The sequence below is a fragment of the Sphingobacterium sp. MAE genome, from assembly GCF_056711605.1.
Genome location: NZ_CM160044.1, coordinates 3,221,044 through 3,245,060, shown reverse-complemented (window position 1 = coordinate 3,245,060; position 24,017 = coordinate 3,221,044). Strand labels below are relative to the sequence as shown.

Genomic DNA, 24,017 nt, shown 5'->3' with positions numbered 1-24,017 from the left:
ATACTCTAGCTGTATTTTCTTTTCTTCTTTTATGTTGGTTTGCTCACTTTTTTTTTAAAATCTTTTGTCAAACAGATGAAAAAGTCTATTTGAATTTTGTTTTGAAAAATAGTATCAACATGTTGTTTTTAAGGTGATTGTGTGTTTGTTTTTGGTTTCAAAATAATTTTATATTTATTTAAAATAAATCTAAATAGATTGAAAAAAAGATTGTAAGTTTGCATCCGAAATAAAATTTATCTTATTATCATACACTATGAAAAAGTCATTTCTCGGCTTAGTATTAAGCTTAGGATTAGTCGGGGGGATACAATTAGAAGGAATTGCACAGCACAGTGGAATTCACGGAAAACTAAAAAATAAATCTGGGGCTCCAATTGAAGCTGCGACGATAACTGTTAAAGAATTAGGGAAGTCAACAGCAACTGATCGCAATGGATCATTTTCTTTTTCTTCGTTACCTGATGGATCTTATACTATCATCGTTAAAAGTTTGGGTAATGTCATTGATGAAGAGCGTATAAAAGTTGTCAATGGTAGTTCGCAACCTATCAACTTGGTAGGGGATAGCAGCGATTCGAAATTGGATATCGTGGACGTTCGCGGGTATAATTCACATAATAATCAGACAGTCAGTGTTGGGAAAGCTGGAATTGCTGATAAAGATCTACCACAGAGTGTTCAGATTATAAACGAGCAGGTGATCAGAGATCAGCAAGTGAATCGGCTTAGTGATGCCTTAAAAAATGCCAATGGAATAGCCATGGGAGCAAATAGGGGTGGTGTTAATGAAAATTTCTATGCACGTGGTTATAGTCTTGGTGCAAATAATATCTTTAAAAATGGGGCACGTACCAATAATGGAGGCTCTATTGAGGCCAGTACATTGGAGTCTGTGGAGATTTTGAAGGGAAGTGCTGCATTGCTATATGGTGGTGTTACCGGTGGTGCTGTTGTCAATTTAGTGACCAAAAAGCCGAAATTTGAGTATGGTGGAGAGGCTTCGGTACGTGTCGGTAGTTATGATTTTTATAAACCGACAGTTGATGTGTATGGACCTATATCCGATAAATTAGCTTTCCGTGTGATCGGTACTTATGAAAAATCTGGCAGCTTCAGGGATCATGTCACTTCTGAAAGGTTATATGTAAATCCTTCTATTTTATATAAAATCAATGATCGTACGGATATCAACTTGATGTTTGACTATCTAAAAAGTGATTATACACCTGATTTTGGTATTGGATCAGTGGATGGAAAGCTTAACAAAGATGTAGGTCGTCATACCTTTTTAAATACGCTTTGGGCATATAATAAAACAAATACGAGTAATGGTCAGATTAATTTGAATCATCAATTTAATGATAACTGGAAGTTAAATGCAATAGCGAGTTACCAAAGCTATGGCCGTGATTATTATGGCTCAGATAGAATTCAAGCTGCTGCCAATGGTATTGCTGCTCGAAATCTGACGCGCTCAAAATCGGATGAGCTTACTTTCAATCAGCAGTTAAATTTGACTGGTACGGTAAATACAGGTGGCATTAAGCATAAAATTTTGGTAGGTGCTGATGCTGATCAGTCCAATACAAAGGCTTATGCATATCGTATTGATAATACTTTAAATATCAAGACAGTCACTTACGATCAAAAAGGATTGCCTGTCATCATGCCAGGATCGGTTTACGATAATATAAATGTTTTTGATCCGGCATCAACAGTATATACTTATATTCCTAGTCATTTTGAAAATAATCTAGCAAATCCTAAAGTTACAGTTCCTGCAGTGATGCAGACTGGGGTTAGAACAGATATGCCAGGAGCAGAATATTTAACCAGAACAACGACTAATATCTACCGTTATGGTGTGTTTTTACAAGATCTAATTGAGGTTACAGACAAATTTAAGGTACTTGCGGGTTTACGATATACATACCAAAGAACGCCTTATGCTGAAAAATATACCTATGCTACTGATGTAACTGAAGATATTAAAAATTTGGATGCTAACCAAAAGGAATTGGGCGCAAAAGTTGATCAAGCTTGGTCTCCAAAATTTGGATTGATCTTCCAACCGATCCCAACTTCGAGTATTTATGTGACTTACGCGAATAACTTTACATCCAATGCGGGCTATGATGTGGATTATAGACCAATGGGCCCTTCGACTATAGATCAGTACGAGGCAGGTATTAAAAACGATTTTTTCAACGGACGTTTGACTGCGAATGCATCGGTATACCGGATCAACAACAATAGATTTGCACAGCAATTGTTGGTTAAACCTGATGGAACAAGTAACGGAGATACTAATATGAAAGAGTTTTCTGGTAAAACGGCTTCGGATGGTGTTGAGCTTGATGTAACGGGTTCTATATTGCCAGGATTGGACATCTTAGCTGGATATTCATATAACTATATGCGTTATACAGAGACGAGTCCTATAACAGAAATTACTACTGTTGTCAATGGTAGTCCAAAGGTTACTGAGGTTTCTGGTAATCAGGAAGATGTTCGTTTGGTCGGTACAACTGCACATACTGCTAATGGAACGATCTTCTATACTTTGCAACATGGTGGTGCTAAAGGATTAAAATTGGGCGTATCGGCATTTTATACAGGAAGAAGAAATGCAGGCTGGAATAATACGAAAATCAATGTGAGAGATGGTCTAGACCGCTTAATTACTGTCAGTCCTTTTACAACCGTAGATATCTCTGCTGGTTATACGTATAAAAAATGGAGTATTTTAGCTAAAATGTCTAATGTTAATAATGCTTTCAATTATTATATTCATGAAAATTACAGTGTGAACCCGATTCCACCAAGAAGTTTTATGACCACATTGACGTATAAATTTTAAATGTTTAGTTTGTTTATAGTTTATGTTAAAAGGGCCTCCATGGAGACCCTTTTTATATTGAATAGTATGTGATATACGTATTTTAAAGTTTACTGATTTTTTCAAGAAGATCTACAAGTCGGTTTGAATAACCGAATTCATTATCATACCATCCCACAACTTTAACCAGCCCGCCTACAATAGATGTTAATTGTGAATCAAATACACAGGAATAGGGATTGTTGATAATATCAACAGAGACTATTGGGTCTTCTGTGTAATAGAGTACATTTTTCAATTCACCTTCTGCAGCTTCTTTAAATTTTGCATTGATTTCTGTTACTGTCGGTTGATGTATCAACGTACAGGTGAAATCTGTCAAAGAGCCATTTAGGACAGGGACACGTATACCAGCACCACCTAATTTTCCTTCTAAATGAGTAAAAACGTTGGTAATTGCCTTAGCTGCACCAGTTGTGGTTGGAATAATAGAAGATGATGCTGCTCGTGCTCTACGAAGATCACGATGGGGGGCATCATGCAGATTTTGATCACCTGTCATGGAATGGACCGTCGTGATATACCCGTCCTTGATACCCCAGTTTTCATCTAATATTTTGACCAGCGGAGCAACATTGTTTGTCGTGCAGGATGCATTGGAGAGTATAGGTACGTTTAAATCAAATTCTTTATCATTAATACCTAATACAATTGTCGGTACATCTTTATCAGAGGATGGTGCTGAAATGATTACTTTCTTGGCACCGGCTAGTACATGTAAATTTGCTTTTTCTTTACTTGTAAAATGACCTGTTGACTCCAATACGACATCAATATCTAAAATCTTCCAAGGAAGATTTTGCGGATTTTTTTCATTGGTTACCAAAATCCGTTGATCATTGATAATAAGGTGATGCTCATCAAAATCGACTGTACCTAAGAATGGCCCGTGAACTGAATCATACTTGAAAAGATGAGCTAATGTTTTTGTATCTGTAAGATCATTGATCGCAACAACTTTTAAATCATCTAATCCGCGAAGTAAAATGTTACGTAAAGTATTCCTTCCAATACGTCCAAACCCATTTATAGCAATATGCATAATTGACTACTATTTATGAAATTCGGCAATTGCCTCATTTACATTTTTGTCACCTTCCCACTGCGCCTTTAACTGACCATCAGCACCATAAACATAATTAGCTGGAAACTGCTCTGGAACATGTATTTTTTGAATAAACTCTTGGTTCTTGTCTACTAAAATTTCAACATTTTCCATCTTGGATAGTTTTGGAGCGAAGTTGTCGAAAAATCCCAATACTAATGCCGGATCATTCATGGAAACGTAATAGATATTGATATCTTTGAGTCTCTCTCTATTTTTTTCCAATTCTGTAGCTTCCTGTTGGCAATGGCTACATCCTGGATCAAATAAGATAAATACGGTGTTTTTATCTTTTGATACATCTGATTTTGTAACTTTAATTCCTGATTTTAACTGATAGAAAGTGAAATCTGGAAGCATTTTAGCGGCTTCTTTTGCCATGGCAGCAGGAGCTGCTTCATGAGCACTGTGATCGTGTGCACTATGGTCGTGACCATCATGTTCGTCATGAGCTTCAGTTTTTGTTGCTTCTTGGGTTTTGTTATTTGAATTGCAGGAGAAAAGCATAGATGCTGTTAAAATTCCTGATATGCCTAATATTAATTTTTTATTCATGGTAATGGTATCAATTATCTATCAAAACTATAAAAAATATTGAATTTAAATTTTAAAAATGCTCATAATGACATTGTACTGTATATCTAGATCCGTTTAGGTGATGATATTACGATCGTTGTCCAAGTTTTTTAAGGATGTTGATTCGATAATTGCTGGTTGTCCTTTGCCATATTCGTTGTTATATACTTTTAGTAATACACGTACAGAAGAAATGATCAACGGTCCAAATATAAGTCCGAGCATCCCGAATAGGTTTAACCCCAATAAAACACCAAATACGGTAATTAATGGTGGTACATCGCCTAATTTTCTTAGAATGGTGAAACGAAGCACATTATCAATACCGCCAATTAATATAAATCCATATAGAGCAAGTCCAATCGCATTGCCGGTAGATCCTATTGCGAGTAGGTAGATCGCTGTAGGGACATATACAGTCATGGTACCCAATACGGGTATAATGGTCGAAATAGCTGTGACGATGCCTAGCAAAATGGGGCTATCGACTCCAAAAATCCAATAACCGATACCGGCTACGATCCCCTGACAGATGCCTAGAATCGGAATTCCGATTGCATTTGAACGGACCATCATACTTATTTCATTCCAAAGTTCAGTTTTACTTTGTTGTGAAAAAGGGATCGCATGCCCAATTGTTGATTCCATCTCCTTACTATAGTACTGCATGAAATAAAGTACAAATAAAGCAACAATGATATTAACGACGGTTTCTGCAACCGAATTCAGCACATTGGGGATGTATTTTGCCAATCTTTGGAGCGAATTGAGAATAGCTTCATCTGATAAATCTATATTTTTTAATACCGGTTTATTGTGCATGTAGTCTTTTACAGAATCAAATTTCGAAAGAATGTCTTTTTGATTGACAATAAGTTGTTCAAGCTGCGGTATTAAGTAATTGATCAATCCCCACAGCGGGAAAACGATAAAGATGACAGAGAGACTGATTAGAAAAATACTTGCTGCTGATTTGTTCCATCTTTTTTTCTCTGTCAGTGTATGGTATATATTTCTAAATAAGATGTAAAGTGTTACTGCACCTAAAAAGCCCGGTAAATAATAGGATAAATTTGTGAAAATTAATATACATATCAATAAAATGATCGTTATCAACATGATTTGGTTAATCGAATTGTTGTTTATTTGTTTATACTTCATGGTCGGCTCCTCAGAATAAGTAAATATTAAGTACTTTATTTGCTAAACTAAGATAAATTTGTTTTACCTAATTGCATATAATATAAAACAAATTTATCGATATCTCTGCTTCGGTAAACATTATTTTATATGGGAAATATATTAAATATTATTGAGCAATTTTTTGAAAGAAATAAAAAAAGCTAGCTTTAAAGTATAGCTAGCTTAATTGAATCAAATTTCGTAGAGTTCCAGAGGCAATCCATCTGGATCTTCAAAAAATGTAAATTTTTTATGTGTCCACTCGTCTATACGAATAGGTTCTACAGCAATTTGCAACTTTTTTAAGAACTGAACTTCTTTTTCAATATCCGATACGGCAAAGGCGAGGTGCCTCAAACCTACAGCTTCGGGTTTAGAAATTCGTTGAGGTGGGTGTGTAAATGAAAACAATTCGATAATATAGCTGTCATTCAAAGCCAAGTCTAATTTGTAAGAATTTCGACTCTCGCGATATACTTCCTGAATAATAGTCAATCCCAATATATCTGTATAGAACTTTTTAGATCGCTCATAATCACTACAAATGATAGCGATGTGATGTACTTGCTGTAAATTTAGTGGCATATTGTTTTATTTAGCACGTTCATATTGTGATGGCCAATCTATTTTATCTCCTAAGACTTCTGCAAAATGAAATGGAAGATGTGGGTTTTTTAAAAAAGCGCGCGCTATCATGATGATATCTGCTTTATTATCTTGTAGGATCTGTTCAGCATGAACGGCTTCTTTTATAAGTCCGACAGTGGCTGTTGTGATGCCTGTTTCTTTCTTTATTGCTTCGGCAAACGGAAGTTGATAATCGGGCTGAGCATTTATTTTTTGATATACAACCGCCCCTCCTGTAGAAACGTCTATCACTTCCACGCCGCATTTTTTTAATTCATGTGCAAGCGCGATAGATTGTTCCAAGTCCCAACCATCGGCAGCCCAATCTGTGGCGGAGATTCTGACCCATAGCGATTGTGAGGTAAGCTCCTGTTGGATTGCATCAATGATCTCCAATAAAAATAATATTCTATTTTGAAATGAACCTCCATATTGATCTGTTCTGATATTGGACAGTGGGGATAGGAATTGATGTATAAGATAACCATGTGCTGCATGAATCTCGATAATATCGTAACCGGCTTGAACAGCTCTTCGAGCAGCGATTTTAAAGTCAGCGATTGTCTCTTTAATTTCGTCAATAGATAGTGGTAGGGGAGCAACTTCTTTTTCTGGTCTAAATGCTAAAGCTGAGGGTGCGACTGTTTGCCATCCATTTTCTGCCTCAGGTGAAATTTGATAATGATTTTCCCAAGGTTTTCCCGTACTAGCTTTACGGCCCGCATGTGCTAATTGAATGCCTGGAATGGCATTATGCTCTTTGATAAAGGTCGTGATTTCTTTAAATTTTTCGATGTGTTCATCTTTCCAAATACCCAAATCTCCAGCGCTGATTCTACCTTCTGGAGTTACCGCTGTGGCTTCTTGGATAATTGCGGCGGCGCCACCTGTCGCAAACTGGCCCAAGTGTACGAGATGCCAATTGTTGGCAAAACCATCAATAGCAGAATATTGACACATTGGAGAAACCACTAGCCTGTTTTTAAGTGTGATATGTTTGAGGTCTAATTTTGAAAATAAAATACTCATATACGAAAGAAATTAAAAATGAAATAAAAAAAGGAGCATGCGCTCCTTTAATTTTTATGATGGATTTGTGGACCATAAAGATGCAGATTTTAACATCGCTCTTCTTGGTAATTTCAAATTTGCAATAATCAATTCTGCAAAATCTTCAGGTTGTAATACCGATTCAGGATTTCCGTCTGTCAAACCTAATTCTTTGGACATATCCGATGCAATGGTACTAGGCATCAAGGTGCATACTCGAATATTGTGTTTACGAACTTCGCGCATAAGCGAATCTGCCATGCCAATAACAGCAAATTTAGATGCACTATAGGCAGATGTCGTTGGCGCTCCATTCAATCCTGCTGTGGATGAAACAAAGATAATATCTCCTTCATTTTTTTGGATTAATTGTGGAAGTATTGCCTTTGTGACGTAGTAACTACCCAATACATTGGTATTGATTATATCTGTCCATGTATCCGGGCTCATCTCCATCAAAGAACCAAATGAAGCTATACCAGCATTGTTAATCACAATATCAAACTGTCCAAATGATTGGTTTAATTGTTCAATCGCTTGCTGTACAGCGGTTAAGTTTGAAATATCAAAAACAGCATATGTAGCCGCTACACCCAGATCTTTTAATTCGTTAACCGTCAATTTTAATTGCTCTTCATTGCGCCCTGTGATGGCAACATGTACCCCTTCTTTTGCCAATGCAAGGGCCGTTGCTTTGCCTAATCCACGAGCACCACCTGTAACCAGTGCTTTTTTTCCAGCTATATTTTCCATGTTTTAAAGGTAGCTATTCGAGTTAAGCTTAATGTCAATAGAATTTAAAATTTTATAAATTGTCCTCCAATATATGCGCAATAATGGGATAGGTGTTTTGTTTCACTTTCTTTAGGTTTTTTGCATCTAGCCATTCAGCCTGTGTGATATCTTCTTCCAGTTGTGGTACTAGCTTAGGGACTTTATTGACCCCCATTTCATACCAGTTTGTTTGTTTCAAAACAAATTCGCCATTTCTCAGATAATACGTATGATAGGAGGTCTGTATTTTTTTTCCGAGATAATCTATTTTTAAACCACACTCTTCTTCTACTTCTCTTACTGCAGCTTCTCTCATTTTTTCATGGCTTTCAACTTTACCTTTTGGAAGGTCCCATTTACCAAGTCTAAAAATGAATAAATAGTCTCCTTCGCCGTTTTTAACTAAACCGCCAGCCGCTTTTATAATTTTATGTTTTTCTTTTATTTTTTGAAAAACCGATTCACAATCCTTGTGTATATATAAAAATGATCTAGGAATGTCATTTTGTTCAGATAATTTAAAAAGTTTTTCAAGTTCAATATCTTGAACATCAATTGTTTGAGGGTTTTTAATGCCCGTAGGAACGAAATCTGCCAAAATTAGCACAGATTGGTTCATATAAATTTTATAAATTTGCGACATGAATAATTTAAATGAGGTTGAACAAAAAGTTGCTGAATCCTTATTGCAAATTAAAGCAATAAAATTGCAACCTAAAAACCCTTTTACTTGGGCATCGGGTTGGAAGTCTCCAATTTATTGTGATAATCGTATTACTTTATCGTATCCAGCAATCCGTACGTATATTCGTCAGAAGCTTTCAAAGTTGATTCAAGAAGAATTTGGATCTGTGGATATGATTTCTGGTGTCGCTACTGCAGGTATCCCACAGGGTGTTTTAGTTGCTCAAGATTTGGGTTTACCATTTTCTTATGTGAGAAGTAGTGCTAAAGATCACGGTCGTCAAAATATGATTGAAGGTGAGGTTGTTAGCGGTCAGCGTGTTGTTGTTGTTGAAGATTTAGTTTCTACAGGTAAAAGTAGTTTGGTAGCCGTAAAAGCGCTGCGTGAAGCAGGATGTAATGTAGTAGGTCTAGTCTCTATATTTACGTACGGTCTTGACGAGGCTACGAAGAATTTTGCTGATGCAAAATGTACCTTCCACAGTCTTTGTGATTACAATTCCCTTATTCAAGTGGCGGCAGAAAATGGTTTTATTTTTGAAGAAGATGTCGAGCTATTGAAAGATTGGAGAAAAAATCCATCGACTTGGTCACCGACAGTTTAATAAATAAAGAAAATTTTTATGACAACGATTCAGAATAATGTAACGATTGATAAGTCAGTTCAAGAGGTTTTTACTTTTTTAACAGATTTAAATAATCATGAGCAATTGATGCCTGAAAACATTTATAATTGGTCTTCCACTGCTGATGAGGCACGCTTTACAATCCAAAATATGGCTAAATTGGTCTTGAAAGTTGAGGAACGTATCGTAGACCAAGAAATAAAGTTAGTGCCAGCAGAAAAAGCTCCTTTTGATGTTACATTAAAGTGGACTTTGTCAGCAATAGCAGCTGATGCAACAATAGCAACATTTACGATTGATGCTGATCTGAATATGATGATGAAAATGATCGCATCTGGTCCATTGCAAAAATTAGCTGATTTTCAAGTGAATAAATTGAAAGAGATTTTAGGATAATCTATCCCTATGTTATCCTGTAAATTTTCAGTCTATAAAGAAATGTCTTCCAATTTGGAAGACATTTTGAGTTTATAGTAATATGTTTATGCAAGTCTTTCGTGTACTATTTTCCAATTCACAACATTCCACCAGTTTTTGATATAGTCGGCTCTTTTATTTTGATAGTGTAGGTAATAGGCATGTTCCCATACATCAAGAGCCAAAACAGGAATTCCTCTTTGATCTACTACATCCATCAATGGATTGTCTTGATTGGCTGTAGATGTAATTTTTAATTTACCAGATTCGTCTAAGATCAACCATGCCCATCCAGAACCAAATCTCGAAGTTGCAGCCGTTGCAAACTGTTCTTTGAATTTTTCCATGCTTCCGAAAGATGAAGTAATCAGTTGCATTGTTTTCTCAGAAGGTCCCGTCTGCTTTGCGGATAAATTTTCCCAAAAGAAATTGTGATTCCATGCTCCCCCAGCATTATTTCGAGCCTTAGCAGAATATTTAGAAATATTTGCTAGTAATTGTTCTTCTGATGATTCCGAAATGTTTTCTGCAACGATCGCTTCATTGATCGCTTTGATATATGCAGCATGATGCTTTGTGTAATGGATTTCCATTGTTAACGCATCAATATTTGGCTCCAGATCGGAATACGCGTACGGTAATTTGATTTGACTAAAAGAAAGAGGAGCGGCTTGATTACGTGCAGGTTCGGCTTGTGCTAAATTAGTTAAAACACTGCCCGATACAGCGACAGCCAATGTTGCCTTAGCGGTGTTGTGAAGGAAATTTCTACGTGTTTGCATTCTTTTATTATTAAGTTAATAGTAGTAATATAACGTGTTTTTTTAGTTTTATTATTCTTTATTGCGGGAAATTTTGGAAGAGAACGAGAATGTTACCTAATCATGACTTTTTGCATATTTTATAAAATATAAATATCGTGTTTATCGTCTATTAATGTTAATAAAATTACATTGTAATATAATAGCTCAAGTTGTATTAACTTTTATTATTAACTAATTGTGATAAAGTGTTGATGTTATCGATACCACCATTATGAAGGTGGTAATTTTTATGTTGGGCTTTTTGTATATAGTTTCCAATAGTTTAATAAAGCCTAGTGAAATGCTTTTGTTTTAGACTCAGCTTGACTATTTAAATTAAGTTGTATTTTCTACGTATCCTTATTATAAAAGGTAATTATTGCTTAGCTTTTAATTTTTCGCATATTAAAAATATAGCAAATCCAATTATGGAGGGGACTACCCACCATAACTCATATCCGGCTAATGGAACTGATTGTAGCACTTTTTCTGCACCTCGTATATGGATGTCAAATCCTGCTAGCAGATAGATCGTAGAAAATAGGGTAGTTCCTGCTAAAGCTCCTATATAGGGTAATCTAGCCTTTATAAAACGTCCAAAAATCAACACATAAAGTACAAGGGTAATGACAATCGGGTAGATGAATGCTAAAAATGGATAAGCAATTTGAATAATATACTCTACTCCGGTTATGGCAAGTACTGCTGAAAAGAGACAACAAATAATGACAATCCACTCGTAGGTAATTCGATTATTAAACAGCTGACTGAAAAATGTACCTACAGCGCAAGTTAAAGCTATTGCAGTAGTTAGGCACGCTAAAGCAATACTGACTGAAATGGCAAGCACCCCATAACTTCCAAAGATTTTATGCGAAATAAACAGGAGTAATTCTGCCCGTTTTACATCTGGAGATAAGGGATATCCAGATTTTGCTCCTAAAAAAACTAAGCCACCGTAGATCAATAATAAACAAAATGTAGCTAGACATCCTGCACTCGTGACGATTCTATTTTTATCTTTAAGTTTTTCATATCCTTTGGCTTTTGCCGCAGCGATAATAATACTGCTAAAAATGACAGAAGCCAACACATCTAATGTTTGGTATCCTTCTATGAAACCAAGCTTAAAGGCTTGCATGGATTCTATCTGATGTGCGGTATTCGGTGATAAAGGAAACAAAATTCCCATGATGATCATACCGATCAATAAAATCAAAAGTAACGGTGTCAGAAAATTTCCAATTACATTCACGACTTTGGAAGGGCGGATCGAAAGGATAAAAGTAACCGCAAAAAATAGTATTGAACCCCAGATGGGAGAGAGGTTTGGAAATGCAGGCAATAAACCTACTTCAAAAGTAGTTGCGGCTGTTCTCGGAATAGCAATTAATGGTCCTATACCCAACATGATGATAATACCCAGTATAGTGGCTATATAAGGATGAGTTCGATTACCTAAATCTTTGAATGATTCACCTGAATTGATGATCGATAAGACGCCTAACAGAGGAAGTAAAATACCTGTAAGTCCAAAACCTACTATTGCCCAGTCCCATTGATCTGCTGCATTTAATCCAATAAATGGAGGAAGCAGTAAGTTTCCAGCTCCAAAAAACATAGCAAATAAGGCGAATCCTAGTGTCGTAATATCTTTGATTTGTTTCATCAATAGTTAATTATGTCCTTTCAAACAGGTCTGAGCTTCTTATCAACACAAGAGTGTTCATAGTCTGCACGTTGTAGATCTTTGAGATGTAAATAGTATTATCGAACGGCAAATATAGTAGGACTTTCCAATTAAACAAGAAATAAGTAGCGCTGTTTTTAAATAGCTTATTTATATTGTTGAGTAGGATAGGGAAATAAAATGCAGTGTAAGCAATATGCTTGCAGTAGTTTGAACGTCTGTGTTGTTGCGTAAAATGATCAGATTTAAGATTTTTTTTATTTTTCCTAAATTATGCTGAAATCAATTGATTTCAAAAAAGAGATCGAATACCACGGAGATATCATACATCGTACTAAAAATAAGAAAGCATCTTGATACAAATCAAGATGCTTCGTGCGATTATAAAATTGACTTTTAGGTCTATTTTATGAACTGTTTTATTTTCAATTTGAAGGTTGCATCTCGCCCTGCAGTAACGAGTTCATCTATTTTGAAGATGATGACTTCATTTGGATTTTCAGATAAGGATGTTCCTTTGTATAATACTACAAACCGATCAGCAGTAGGATGTAGAGCATGTGTAGGAGCACCTGCGTATACCACCCATATTGGGCCTGTCACCGGCTGCCCCATGCTAGTCGCATCTAATCCTAATGATGTTGCTTCTTTGAAATCAAGTTCTTTTAAGTTCGCGATCTTGATATCTTCAATGCTTTTTCCTTTTAAATCAAAATATCCAAATTTATAAGCTGTTGTACTTGGCTTAAGCGTAGTACCCGACAACCCAGAAAAATTTACTAGACTTGTTTCGACAGTTTCTGTAATTTTATCATTTAACACATCATAAAATGCTGTCTTACCAGAAGGAACAGCAACAGTACCTGTTTTTACCTCTTTTTCTTTAAGGATATTGATATCATGCGATTCCGATTTTAATTGGTATCGTGCATTTCCATCTTTGGCTGTTACTTTATCTGCTTGCATAATGATGACTTCAGTTTGTGCACCACTTGTGATGTCTGCTTTTTTGTAGAATACAATATAACGATCTGCAGTCGGGTATACAGCATGATTATTTTTATAGTCATAAATAATCCAAGTTGGACCGTTTGCCGGTTCTCCTGCAGTGGATGCATCAATGGTTAAAAAATTAGTTTCTTTAACATCCAATTGGTTAAAGTCTGCTGTATTGGTCAACTTAATATCTTTGATACTCGTATTTTTCAAGTCAAAATATCCCATTTGATAGCCTTGGTTTCCCAAATCTAAACGAGACCCATACATACCTGAAAGTTTTAACGTATAAGAGCTTTCTGTCGCATCTTCTTGTTTCTTTAAGTCGTAAAATATGGTTTTACCACTTGGTACTGCAACATTAAGTCCTTCCGTTTTGAAAACTTCTTCTTCTATTGGATCTTCAACTTTATCTTTTTTACAAGCTGTAAATTGAAAAGAGGTCAGTGCAATAGCACTAACACACAGGATACTTTTTAATTTGTGTGATGATTTCATGATTACACGGATTTAAAATTACGAGACAACTGCTTTTGAATTAAAGGTATTGGTAAAGGCTTCAAATGTCGCTAATGCAGCATCGATAGCTTCTTGCTCGTCATTTTCGGCAACTTCTGCATTGATTATTGCAGTAAACTCCGCCCATTTTTCCATTGATTGGTCACCATAGCCATTAAAAAAGTTAAATCCCGAATTAATACCTCTATGTTGAAGCATTTTGACAATATGTGGCCCGCCCATGATAGACCCCTCTAGTACATAAAGAGCACCGATCGCTTGGTTTTTTGTGCTGATCGTTGGTAACACAACTTCAGGTAAGTTTTCTAAACTACCACCAAGTTCAATGATATCTTTGGCAACATGTGATGCATTTCTGCGTGTGGCATAGTAAGACGCTAAGCTTTCTGGTAATGCCGCTTCAATGTTTCCTTCTGCAGCATTGAAATAAGCATAGAAATATTTCAATACGTCTGCATAATCTAAGTTATTTTCAATAGCCTTCAATTTAAAAATAACATTTTTTTCTAACTCTTGATGGCCATTTTTTGTGGCTTCTTTGATTTTTAAGTTTAACATGATATTTGCTTATTAATTTTATAAATTACTCGTTTTTAAATTTTTTGTTCCGTCTTCTTGTATGAAGTATCGGAAAGTAAAGTAGGGGGCAGGCCAGTAAAGGTCAGTAATAGGCGTAAAATTGTGAATACCCTGATATACACTGATCATTTGTAGCTTAACATATTTCCCATTACTTAAACGGATGACATAGGTGCGGTCAGGCATGGCTTGTACCAAGTGACGCTGTATATTATAATCATACCAGCCTGATGACTCGGCATCCATAATAATACCGAATGCGTTTATCTTTGAGTTTTCAAATTCAATATCCTCAGGAGCTGAATCGACCTGGTCATATGGCTTTTTAATCAGTACAATGCGATGTCTTGATGGATTTCCGTAGGCGGGATTATTTTCCATCGTTCCATCATTAATAAAAAGTGTTCCATTGTATTGTCCTGTAAAGGCAAGATCCCAATCTGTTTTTGCAAAGTTCGTGACCGAATCGGTATGATTTTTTAACCAGGTCTGGTTTTGATCTGAAAACCGAAATAGGAAGGTATAAAAGTCTCTTGTTTCTTTGGGGTTTCCGCCACCAACACCAGCTCCAACATAAGCATTTACATCACCTGCAAGATCTTTTATGATCGTACTTTTTCCGTCGGCTAAGATATCTGGCTCTATGTTGGGTTTAAAACATGAAGTAAACACTGTTGCGATACAACTATAAAAGAGTATTTTTATGGATAATTTCATCTTTTTACTTTATTAATCTGTAGGATAGGCCAAAGGATACACTTCGACCAATTTGGCCTGGAATTAAATAATTAATATAGTTTCCGAGGTTTTCTCCAGTAACCCGGACAGTTAGAGGAAGTTTGTCAAACTTTTTTTCAATAGTTGCATTATAGAGAATATGCTGATTGACAAATGTGTCAAAACGATCAATAAAATGATTGCCATTTGCATCTGAAAATGCATACTTCCCTCTGTAATTGGCACGTGCATTTATTGTCAGATTCCAAGGAGCTTGATAAATTGCACCTACGTTGAACTGATGTCTTGATCTGTTTTCTAAGCCCCAGTAATCTTTTGATGTTGGTTTAAACGTCTCACCGGTCTTTGGATCTCTTAAGGTATTAAATGGCCAATTCCCTTGCTCTATACTGTCAACAACACTCATATCTTTCGCAATCAGATATTGATAGCCTGCATTGATTGTGATTTTTTCTAACACCCGAGTAGAAAGAGATATGTCAAATCCTTTATTGACTGACTTTGGTAAATTTTGATACGAGTAAATTGCCATGTTTTGCATACCCGTGGCGACCTGTATACTATTGATTTGATTTTTAAGTTGATGACGAAATACATTGACTTCTACTGTTGTATTCGTTAACGGCTTCCAGATCAAACCTGCATTGATTGAGGTGTTGTGCTCGGCTTTTAAGTTACCATCAAGTTGATTGATGATGTAATTGCGACGTTCAGAAATTTGTCCTGCGGCATCCATTTCATCCAGAGTACTGTTTAAAACTTCATTGCCGATCACGTAGTAATTGGCAGCAGGGTTGTAAAACACCTGATAACGGGTCTTGAAGTCAGGAGCTTTAAATCCAGTTCCTATACCTGTTTTCAAAGCAAGCTGAGGCAGTAATTGATAGGTCACACCTAAACTTGGGTTTAATCGTCCTCCGTAATTGTCTGTCTGATCATAACGCAATCCTGCAACAACAGTGGTTTTTTCTCCGATTGTTTTATTCGCTTGGGAATATAAAAAGAAGTTCTTCTGATTTTTGTTGTCAAAATTTTCAGCAAGATCCATAGCTTCTATAGCGCCACCTAGTCCCATAGTCCCATTTAAGCCTTCTGACTGATAAGCAAATTGTTGTTCCAGACGATGCACCATCTGTGTGAAATTGTCTGAGGCCAAATTGGCATTGTTTTGCTTTGCTGTTACTTTATTATCGGATTGATAATGCGATACGTAATAGGTAGAAAGCGATTTCCAGCGCTCATTCCAACGGCTATCGTAGAACAATGAAGCATTGATGTCAGTTTCTTTTTGCTGATCTAGCGTGCTAAAATCTTGTCCGTAACCACGGTGCATATCCGATTGGCGATAGTTATAACGCCCTGAAGCGCCAATGAAATGCTGATTATCTTTCAATTGATGTCTTACTTTTCCCTGGATGGAAAAAGTTTGGTAGGGTGGGACTGTGGTTCCGCTTGACTGAAATTTTTTGTTTGTATTAAAACCATCCGTACGGTAGTAATTCGTAGATAGTAAAGCTGTTCCTCTATTTTTATTAAAGGAAGTCTCACCTTCTAAGGTTGCATCCAATACGTTGAAGCTTCCATAGTTAATATTTGCATGCATTTGAGGAGTTACTTTCCCTAAACGGGTAATGATATTGATCGCTCCTCCCAGTGCATCACTCCCATAAAGACAAGAAGAAGCTCCTTTGATAATCTCTATACGTTCTATATTTGTTACCGAAATACGTGATAAGTCAAAGTTACCGGAGCTTCTGCCAAGCATAGGCTGTCCGTCAATAAGGATCATGACGTATTCACTAGAGAATCCCTGCAGCTGCACACCTACAGAACGGTTACCACCAGCAGTATTGTTAACAATGGCAATACCTGTCTGTTCTTTTAACACTTCGTCCAAACGTCTACTCCCCATAAGTTCAATTGCCTTCCTGTCGATAATAGTAACCGGCATGGCAGAGTTCTTAGGATCAATTAATGTTGGACGGTTTTGAATCTCTTGCGTAACCAATGCTTCATCTAAAACTTGATTCGATTTATGAAGCTGGAAGCGATGTAGCTGCTTATCTTTTGCGATCAACTCAATAGAGCCAGTTAAGGTTTCATATCCAATTGCACTTAAAGTATAAGTATATATTCCGGCATATAATTTTTTGACTATGAAATTTCCACGATTATCTGTTTTTGTCGTAGATCGGTCTGGTTCGATTAAAATACTTACATCTGCCAACGGTCTTTGTAATTCATCCACAATAAGCCCCTGAAATTGCGCATTCTGTTGTGCAAGCACTGAATTACTTTTCCCGATCAGAAAAAGAAAACTAAATAGCAGGCATAGATAGTGTGTTGTCTTCAAAGTTATTTGTAATAATTCTAAATAATAATGCAAGTATCTCCATAAAATGCCAAAGTTTATTTATGCATTGTGTATTTTGATTTGTGCAAAGCGTATTAATTTTTGTGCAATATGATATTATTTAAATGACATAATGATCCCTACTGTTTAGTTAATTTATTGCTTACCAGTGTATTTAGGCGATTTATATCTACTCCTGTGTATTAGTGTAAGTGTATTGCAAACAGAACCCTTTATTTGTAATTAGTTTAAATAAGCCCATTTTTGTTCTTCATAAATGAACAAATTATATGAAGAAAATATTAAATAATTTTGCGCTTATTATCATTTTATGGTCTAGCTATACAGTAGCTATAGCACAAGGCAACATGCCAAAAAGAATTGTTTCCTTAAGTGGAAGTTTGACGGAAATTGTTGATGCATTAGGGCTAGGTGCTAATCTAGTGGCTGTTGATGTGACAAGCGATTATCCAAGTTATGTGAAAGAGATTCCTAAAGTGAGCAAAAACAGATCAATTACGGCTGAAGGAATTGCTTCATTTCGTCCAGATATCGTACTAGGTTTTGAAGGAGAGGTCAGTGCGGCTGTATTGGCGCAATTTAAGACCTTGAATATTTCATGTGTTTTGTTTAAACAGGAATTTTCTGAGGCAGGATTAACAGGATTGGTTCGCAAAGTAGGACAAGCTCTAAATGTTACTACAAAGGGAAATCAGGTTGCAGATCAATTATCGAAAGATCTAAAGTCTGCAATTGCGAAAGGGAAGTCGAGTAAAGCAACTAAAATGATGTTTGTATATGCACGTGGGGCAGGAGCAATGAGTGTATCTGGTTCAGGAACTGCTGTTGATGCGGTAATCAAGTTAGCCGGTGCTCAAAATGTGATGAAAGGTTTTACGGGATACAAAACATATAATACAGAAGCCTTAGTTCAAGCCAATCCGGAAGTTATTTTGTTATTTGATTTTGGGATGTCCAGTTTAGGAGGAAAAGAAGCTATTTTGAAGTTACCAGGTGTTAACTTAACTACAGCAGGTAAAAATAAAAGAGTAATAGCTATGGATGCATCCTTGTTAAATGGTTTCAGTATGCGTTTACCACAGGCGATACAGCAGTTGCACGAAAAATTATTTGGAAAATAGTTGCTGTAATGAAAAATACCTTAATTTACACGCTACTCAGCATATTACTTATTATCGTAGTCATATTTTCATTAGGGATGGGATCGATTTCGGTTTCCTTTTGGGATGTTTGCTCTATACTGTTACATAAGATAGGTCTTAAAGCTTCATCAGGTATAGATGAGCTGACTGTGAATGTCTTGGAGCAAATACGATTGCCTAGAATTTTGATGGGAATAGCAGTTGGTGCAGCTTTAGGAATCAGTGGAGCAGCTATCCAAGGTATATTTCGAAATCCATTAGCCGAACCTGGCTTAATGGGAATTTCTTCAGGTGCTTCTTTCTTTGCCGCACTCGTTATCTCTTTCGAAGGCTTGTTACTTCCTATGATTTCTGCAAGCCTGGGTTATTACGTTCTGGCATTTGCCGCGTTTTTAGGAGCAACATTAACAGTGCTTATTGTTTATCGTATATCCATGAACAATGGGAAATCTCATATTGCAACCATGCTTTTAGCAGGTGTTGCTATGAATGCATTTGCAGGAGCCTTAACAGGATTATTAAGTTATTTAGCAACTGAACAACAATTACGTTCCATCACCTTTTGGTCATTGGGCAGTTTAGCGGGAGCATCATGGGAAAATATTAAAGTACTATATCCCTGTGTCTTGATTTCTTTAGTTATCCTACCTCTTTTTGCGAAACAATTGAATGTTTTTGCTCTAGGAGAATCTCAAGCTGAAATGATGGGAGTCAATACAAGCCGGTTGAAAATTGTTGTTATTTTGTTTTCAACATTGGCAGTAGGAGCAGCCGTTGCATTTTCCGGAGTTATCAGCTTCGTGGGGTTATTAGTTCCGCATGCTATCCGGTTGATTGGTGGAGTTGATAATCGTTACGTGCTCGTGGCATCAAGTATTGCCGGAGCATTGGTCCTCACACTTGCTGATCTGCTTTCGCGCTTAATTATTCAGCCATTGGAACTTCCTATTGGGGTTATTACAGCACTATTGGGAACTCCAGTTTTCTTATTTATCCTGATTAGAGACAAGAATAAAATCTAGTTTATGCTACAAGTACAATCACTATCATACGAAATTAAAGGGCGTCCTATTTTAAGGGATATTGATATCTCTATTCAAAAAGGCGAATTTTACACAATTGTAGGGGCAAATGGAGCCGGAAAAACATCGTTGTTGCGTATGTTGGCGTCCGATCTAAAGCCTGCTAAAGGATCGATATGGTTTAAAGGAAAATCGCTCCGTTCTTATTCATTAAAGGAACTGGCTTGTGCAAGAGCTTTTCTGCATCAATCCAATAGTATGTCCATGGCCTTTACGGTTGAAGAAGTCGTGCGCATGGGGCGCTATCATTTGAAATCTTCTCAGGAGCAACATGAACTGGCTATAGCTGAATGCATGCGTATCTGTGAAGTCGAACATTTGGGAGATAGAAAAATACAGCAATTGTCGGGAGGAGAGCAGCAACGTGTGCATTTTGCACGGGTATTGGCGCAAGTCTGGGACCAGAAGGAGGTCTTGCTATTATTAGATGAACCCGTGGCAAGTATGGATATTCAATTTCAACATCAAACATTAGCCATTGCGAAAGCTTTGACTGCTGTTGGATTTAGTGTTGTTGCCATTCTACATGAATTGAATCTTGTAGCACAGTATGCAGATCGTGTATTGATGCTTAAATCGGGACGGAAATGGTGGGAGGGAACTCCGATGGAAGTGCTCAAGCCTGAAAATATATATGCTATATTTGGTGTACAAACAAAAGTGAGTACGGATATGGCTACGCTGACACCGTCAGTACATACCTGTACAGTACACTATTCGGCAGCAAAATTTAATTCAAATTATAAATATGAATTGGCTATGGAATTAAAAGAAAAATACGAAAATTATAAGAGGGAGCATCCTAAGGCAAGGATTTACGACTGTGCAAAAGCATTGAATGTAAGTGAAGCACAGCTTCTATTGACACAGTTATCCGCTGATGTGGTGTTACTTAAAGATGATATCTGGGCTATTCTGCAAGAATTGCCCCGTCTTGGTCACGTAATGGCTCTGACACGTAACGACGCATGTGTTCATGAAAGAAAAGGTACATATCCCACGCCTTCCAATGAGGGACATGTCGTCCTATTTCATAATGAGGATATTGACCTACGTGTTTTTATCCAGAATTGGGCCTATGCATTTGCTGTAAAGGTCAATGATCTTTGGAGTATCCAGTTCTTTGATACAGCTGGGTTGGCTGTCCATAAAGTTTATTTGACCAAGGATTCTAATCCGCTTCCGGTGTATGAAGAACTCGTAAATGCGCATCGTGCCACAGAACAAACCTATTTTACAATCAATATTCCTGCAATATTGAGCGACATCTCCATCCCAGATTCGGAGATGGATATCGATAGTTTTCAATCAGATTGGTTAAATATGAAGGATAGTCATGAATTTTTTGGTATCCTACGAAAATACAGTTTACAGCGGACACAAGCGTTACGTTTAGCCCCAGCAGGCTTTGCAGAGCAACTGCCATTGGACCGATTCACGGAGATCTTAAATCAGGCTTCTGAACAGCAAGTTGCGGTAATGGTTTTTGTGAGTAACAAAGGCTGCATTCAAATACATTCGGGGTTAATATCGAGACTTGTAACGATGGATAACTGGTTTAATGTATTGGATCCGCAATTTAATCTGCATCTTAACATGGATGCTATCGATCAAATTTGGCTGGTAAGAAAACCTTCTACGGATGGTATTGTTCATGCACTTGAAGTCTACGACAAGCAGGGAAATCTTATTGTTCAATTTTTTGGAAAGCGAAAACCGGGTGTTCCTGAACTGGAATCTTGGCGTGCGTTGTTGCAGGGTGAAAAGGTCTAAAAGTAAATTAACGGCTTATTTCTGAAGGGAGTAAGCCGTAATATTTTTTAAATGCATGTGTAAAACTAGCCTGATGTTTAAAACCCACAATCGTACTCACCTCATACATGTTTTTGTTTTCATTTAAAATTAGACGCTTTGCTTCTTCCATACGGATACGGGTGATGTAATTGTATATGGTCGTCCCGAAATGTTGTTTAAAGCCATTACGAAGTTTAAATTCATTTAATAGTACTAATTTTGATAATTGCTTGTGTGTCGGTGGATTAACAAAACTATTCCGAAGGATACGTTGTGCTTCTTCCAATTTTTGGACGTCTTCTATCTTTAAAAGATCTGTTAGCTTATCACTGATAAAACTGAATTGCTCAAATTGTAGCATGATTAGTTCCAGTACACGTGCATTGACGAATATCTGTTTCAATTCGTTTTTATTTGTCGTGGTCCGGATACTATCAATGATTCCCTTCATTTCTGTGGTAACAAAAAGATCTTCTTCGACAATGGAGATTACTTTTTTTTCCTTCATCTTCTCTTTGAACTCCAAATGTAGCGGCGTATGTATGCTGATCATATTCTGATAGAGTTCTGGCGTCATAATGACCATAAAATATAGAAAGTCCTGGTTGCTCTCAATGGGGTGCTCTTCATACAGCGATGGAATGTAACGAATATTGTGCTTACTGAAAGTAAATCCATGGGCAGATTCCGATTTGCTGAGTATAAATTGACTCACTACAGCTTCGCCCTCTATCTCGGAGATAATATCGACCGGTGCTGATACACGCATATCTGCACAGAGTATAAATAGACCTCTGCTGAGGATCTGATACGTGCTGATATTGATCGGACTTTTATTGATCGCAATATGCTTTTCTGATAAAATGGTATTGATGGAACTGATTTCAGGAAGTTCTTCCCAAAATAGCCATTCATTATGTTGTTTTATCTTTGCCTTTATAATCATACCTAATTACAAATATACATTATTTATAATAAATCTAAATAATTAAATTGTATGATACCCCGAGGTGATAGCATATACATCTAATGTAAAAGTAGTGTGTGATATATCGAATTGGAGCTTTATCAATATTGCTGTGCTAATTAGATGGAGGTAGTTTCATATGTTTTAAGTCTTGTCAAAGTATATTTTTAAGATCTATAGCCTATTGCTATTTATGATTTGATAAAACTCAATGTGAATACTATCTTTGGTTATGCACAAGCTCAGAATTACGAACATCATTCCTCGTGAAAATCATAATGTAACCATAAATTTTGAACCAGTATCAGGGGAGTTTACAACTTATAAGGCTGGTCAATTTTTGACTTTATCTTTTGAATTTGGTAACAGAGAGGTGAGAAGGTCGTATTCTTTCAATAGTTCGCCAGATGTTGATGAACCTTTAAGTATCACCGTAAAACGAGTTGAGAATGGGGAGATTTCTCGTTTTTTGCATCATAAAATTAAACAGGGAGATATCGTGAATGCTCTAGAGCCACAGGGACTCTTTACGTATGAGCCTATTAGTGATAAAGAACGGACAGTATTTTTATTTGCTGCAGGTATAGGCATTACACCGTTGTTTTCCATTATGAAAACTGCACTGGTTCGGGAACTTAAGTCTAAAATTGTCTTGATATATAGCAATAGTTCTCCTGAGGTAACGCCTTTCAAAGAAGAACTGCATGAATGGGCGGTAAAATATCCAGATCGTCTTGAGATTATATGGATTTACTCCAACAGTAAAAATCTTATGACAGCACGTTTGAACAGAGATTATATTCTTTCAATTTTGAAAAGTCATTTGCCAATTGACCATCAGGATGTTCTGTTTTACACTTGTGGTCGGGTCATCTATATGGATCTGTGTCGTTTCACTTTACTGGGTATGGGCTTTGAAGAGTCTCAAATCAAGCGTGAGACTTTTTTGCTTCCTGAAAATGAAGAGGACGATGATGATGAATCGGAAAAAGAGATTGATAAAAGCACCTATTCGATTACGTTAAATTTTCAAGGTGAGTGTTATCAGTTGGATATCCCCTATAATAAATCTATTCTGGATGTCGGTTTAGAACATAAAATTAAGCTCCCGTATTCCTGTAAGTCGGGTATGTGCAGTACTTGTATATCAAACTGTTCTCATGGGAAAGTCCGTATGACTTATAATGAAGTGTTGACTGATCGAGAGGTTGAAAGTGGACGTATATTGCTTTGTACGGGACATCCTGTTGAAGCGGATACGGTGATAGATGTATTTTAATATCAATTTTTTCTATATAGTCATATTGTCAGCGATTATATGGATCCTTTATTGGTATTTCAATCTGCAGGCATATTATCCTAGGTTGGATGATGATGTATTAGTATCAGT

The 24,017-nt window shown here is 36.6% G+C and carries 21 protein-coding genes; 7 read left to right on the top strand and 14 right to left on the bottom strand.

All coding sequences use genetic code 11. The features are described 5' to 3' along the window. Window positions 1–256: 256 nt before the first annotated feature. Window positions 257–2,863, top strand: a complete 2,607-nt coding sequence (locus tag AC06G9_RS13950; RefSeq protein WP_480956520.1) for a TonB-dependent receptor domain-containing protein — start codon at window positions 257–259, stop codon at window positions 2,861–2,863. 82 nt (window positions 2,864–2,945) lie between these two features. On the opposite strand, the gene gap is transcribed toward AC06G9_RS13950, so the two are convergent. The 7 genes from gap to AC06G9_RS13915 form a co-directional block, all read right to left on the bottom strand. Then, window positions 2,946–3,944: a type I glyceraldehyde-3-phosphate dehydrogenase gene (gap, locus tag AC06G9_RS13945; RefSeq protein WP_248753334.1), complete on the bottom strand. Its 999-nt coding sequence runs from the start codon at window positions 3,942–3,944 to the stop codon at window positions 2,946–2,948. A 9-nt stretch (window positions 3,945–3,953) separates the two neighbouring features. Beyond that, on the bottom strand, window positions 3,954–4,562 hold the full coding sequence (locus AC06G9_RS13940) for a redoxin domain-containing protein (protein WP_094773439.1): 609 nt from the start codon (window positions 4,560–4,562) through the stop codon (window positions 3,954–3,956). A 96-nt stretch (window positions 4,563–4,658) separates the two neighbouring features. After that, window positions 4,659–5,744 (bottom strand): AI-2E family transporter, encoded by a 1,086-nt coding sequence (locus AC06G9_RS13935; RefSeq protein WP_346575977.1) that lies wholly within the window; start codon window positions 5,742–5,744, stop codon window positions 4,659–4,661. A gap of 213 nt (window positions 5,745–5,957) precedes the next feature. Further along, a complete protein-coding gene (gene gloA2, locus AC06G9_RS13930) occupies window positions 5,958–6,350 on the bottom strand; it encodes an SMU1112c/YaeR family gloxylase I-like metalloprotein (protein WP_045752538.1) in 393 nt (130 codons plus the stop codon). A 6-nt stretch (window positions 6,351–6,356) separates the two neighbouring features. Next, window positions 6,357–7,421 (bottom strand): NADH:flavin oxidoreductase/NADH oxidase, encoded by a 1,065-nt coding sequence (locus AC06G9_RS13925; protein WP_248753336.1) that lies wholly within the window; start codon window positions 7,419–7,421, stop codon window positions 6,357–6,359. A 54-nt stretch (window positions 7,422–7,475) separates the two neighbouring features. Further along, a complete protein-coding gene (locus AC06G9_RS13920) occupies window positions 7,476–8,195 on the bottom strand; it encodes a 3-ketoacyl-ACP reductase (RefSeq protein ID WP_480956519.1) in 720 nt (239 codons plus the stop codon). Between the two features lie 52 nt (window positions 8,196–8,247). Beyond that, a complete protein-coding gene (locus AC06G9_RS13915) occupies window positions 8,248–8,835 on the bottom strand; it encodes an NUDIX domain-containing protein (protein WP_346571155.1) in 588 nt (195 codons plus the stop codon). A 22-nt stretch (window positions 8,836–8,857) separates the two neighbouring features. Here AC06G9_RS13915 and pyrE point away from each other — a divergent pair, with 22 nt between their 5' ends. Together pyrE and AC06G9_RS13905 are read left to right on the top strand one after the other, a co-directional pair. Continuing rightward, window positions 8,858–9,505, top strand: coding sequence for an orotate phosphoribosyltransferase (gene pyrE / locus AC06G9_RS13910; RefSeq protein WP_045752542.1), 648 nt, complete (start codon window positions 8,858–8,860; stop codon window positions 9,503–9,505). An 18-nt stretch (window positions 9,506–9,523) separates the two neighbouring features. Further along, a complete protein-coding gene (locus AC06G9_RS13905; RefSeq protein WP_045752543.1) occupies window positions 9,524–9,922 on the top strand; it encodes an SRPBCC family protein in 399 nt (132 codons plus the stop codon). A gap of 86 nt (window positions 9,923–10,008) precedes the next feature. On the opposite strand, the gene AC06G9_RS13900 is transcribed toward AC06G9_RS13905, so the two are convergent. From AC06G9_RS13900 to AC06G9_RS13875, 6 genes are all read right to left on the bottom strand, one after another. Then, entirely contained in the window at window positions 10,009–10,725 is a 717-nt protein-coding gene (locus AC06G9_RS13900) for a superoxide dismutase (protein ID WP_248753340.1), read from the bottom strand. A 397-nt stretch (window positions 10,726–11,122) separates the two neighbouring features. Then, window positions 11,123–12,415, bottom strand: a complete 1,293-nt coding sequence (gene brnQ / locus AC06G9_RS13895; RefSeq protein ID WP_480956518.1) for a branched-chain amino acid transport system II carrier protein — start codon at window positions 12,413–12,415, stop codon at window positions 11,123–11,125. Between the two features lie 423 nt (window positions 12,416–12,838). Then, window positions 12,839–13,930, bottom strand: coding sequence for a hypothetical protein (locus AC06G9_RS13890; protein WP_480956517.1), 1,092 nt, complete (start codon window positions 13,928–13,930; stop codon window positions 12,839–12,841). Between the two features lie 18 nt (window positions 13,931–13,948). Then, a complete protein-coding gene (locus AC06G9_RS13885) occupies window positions 13,949–14,509 on the bottom strand; it encodes a biliverdin-producing heme oxygenase (RefSeq protein ID WP_480956516.1) in 561 nt (186 codons plus the stop codon). Window positions 14,510–14,527: 18 nt separating this feature from the next. Next, window positions 14,528–15,247 (bottom strand): HmuY family protein, encoded by a 720-nt coding sequence (locus tag AC06G9_RS13880; protein WP_248753344.1) that lies wholly within the window; start codon window positions 15,245–15,247, stop codon window positions 14,528–14,530. A gap of 4 nt (window positions 15,248–15,251) precedes the next feature. Further along, a complete protein-coding gene (locus AC06G9_RS13875; protein ID WP_480956515.1) occupies window positions 15,252–17,621 on the bottom strand; it encodes a TonB-dependent receptor in 2,370 nt (789 codons plus the stop codon). A gap of 290 nt (window positions 17,622–17,911) precedes the next feature. Between AC06G9_RS13875 and AC06G9_RS13870 the strand changes: the two genes are divergently transcribed. From AC06G9_RS13870 to AC06G9_RS13860, 3 genes are read left to right on the top strand one after another with little or no spacing between them, the layout of a single operon-like run. Beyond that, window positions 17,912–18,763 (top strand): heme/hemin ABC transporter substrate-binding protein, encoded by an 852-nt coding sequence (locus AC06G9_RS13870; RefSeq protein ID WP_480956514.1) that lies wholly within the window; start codon window positions 17,912–17,914, stop codon window positions 18,761–18,763. A gap of 8 nt (window positions 18,764–18,771) precedes the next feature. Then, a complete protein-coding gene (locus AC06G9_RS13865; RefSeq protein ID WP_132842274.1) occupies window positions 18,772–19,806 on the top strand; it encodes a FecCD family ABC transporter permease in 1,035 nt (344 codons plus the stop codon). A gap of 3 nt (window positions 19,807–19,809) precedes the next feature. Further along, window positions 19,810–21,639: a heme ABC transporter ATP-binding protein gene (locus AC06G9_RS13860; RefSeq protein WP_480956513.1), complete on the top strand. Its 1,830-nt coding sequence runs from the start codon at window positions 19,810–19,812 to the stop codon at window positions 21,637–21,639. A 7-nt stretch (window positions 21,640–21,646) separates the two neighbouring features. Here the strand turns inward: AC06G9_RS13860 and AC06G9_RS13855 are convergent, their stop codons facing one another. Further along, window positions 21,647–22,606 carry a helix-turn-helix transcriptional regulator gene (locus AC06G9_RS13855; RefSeq protein WP_293925065.1) on the bottom strand — a complete coding sequence of 320 codons (960 nt, stop codon included), beginning with the start codon at window positions 22,604–22,606 and terminating at the stop codon, window positions 21,647–21,649. A gap of 253 nt (window positions 22,607–22,859) precedes the next feature. On the opposite strand from AC06G9_RS13855, the gene AC06G9_RS13850 reads away from it, so the two are divergent. Then, on the top strand, window positions 22,860–23,906 hold the full coding sequence (locus AC06G9_RS13850) for a 2Fe-2S iron-sulfur cluster-binding protein (protein WP_480956512.1): 1,047 nt from the start codon (window positions 22,860–22,862) through the stop codon (window positions 23,904–23,906). Window positions 23,907–24,017 lie beyond the last annotated feature (111 nt).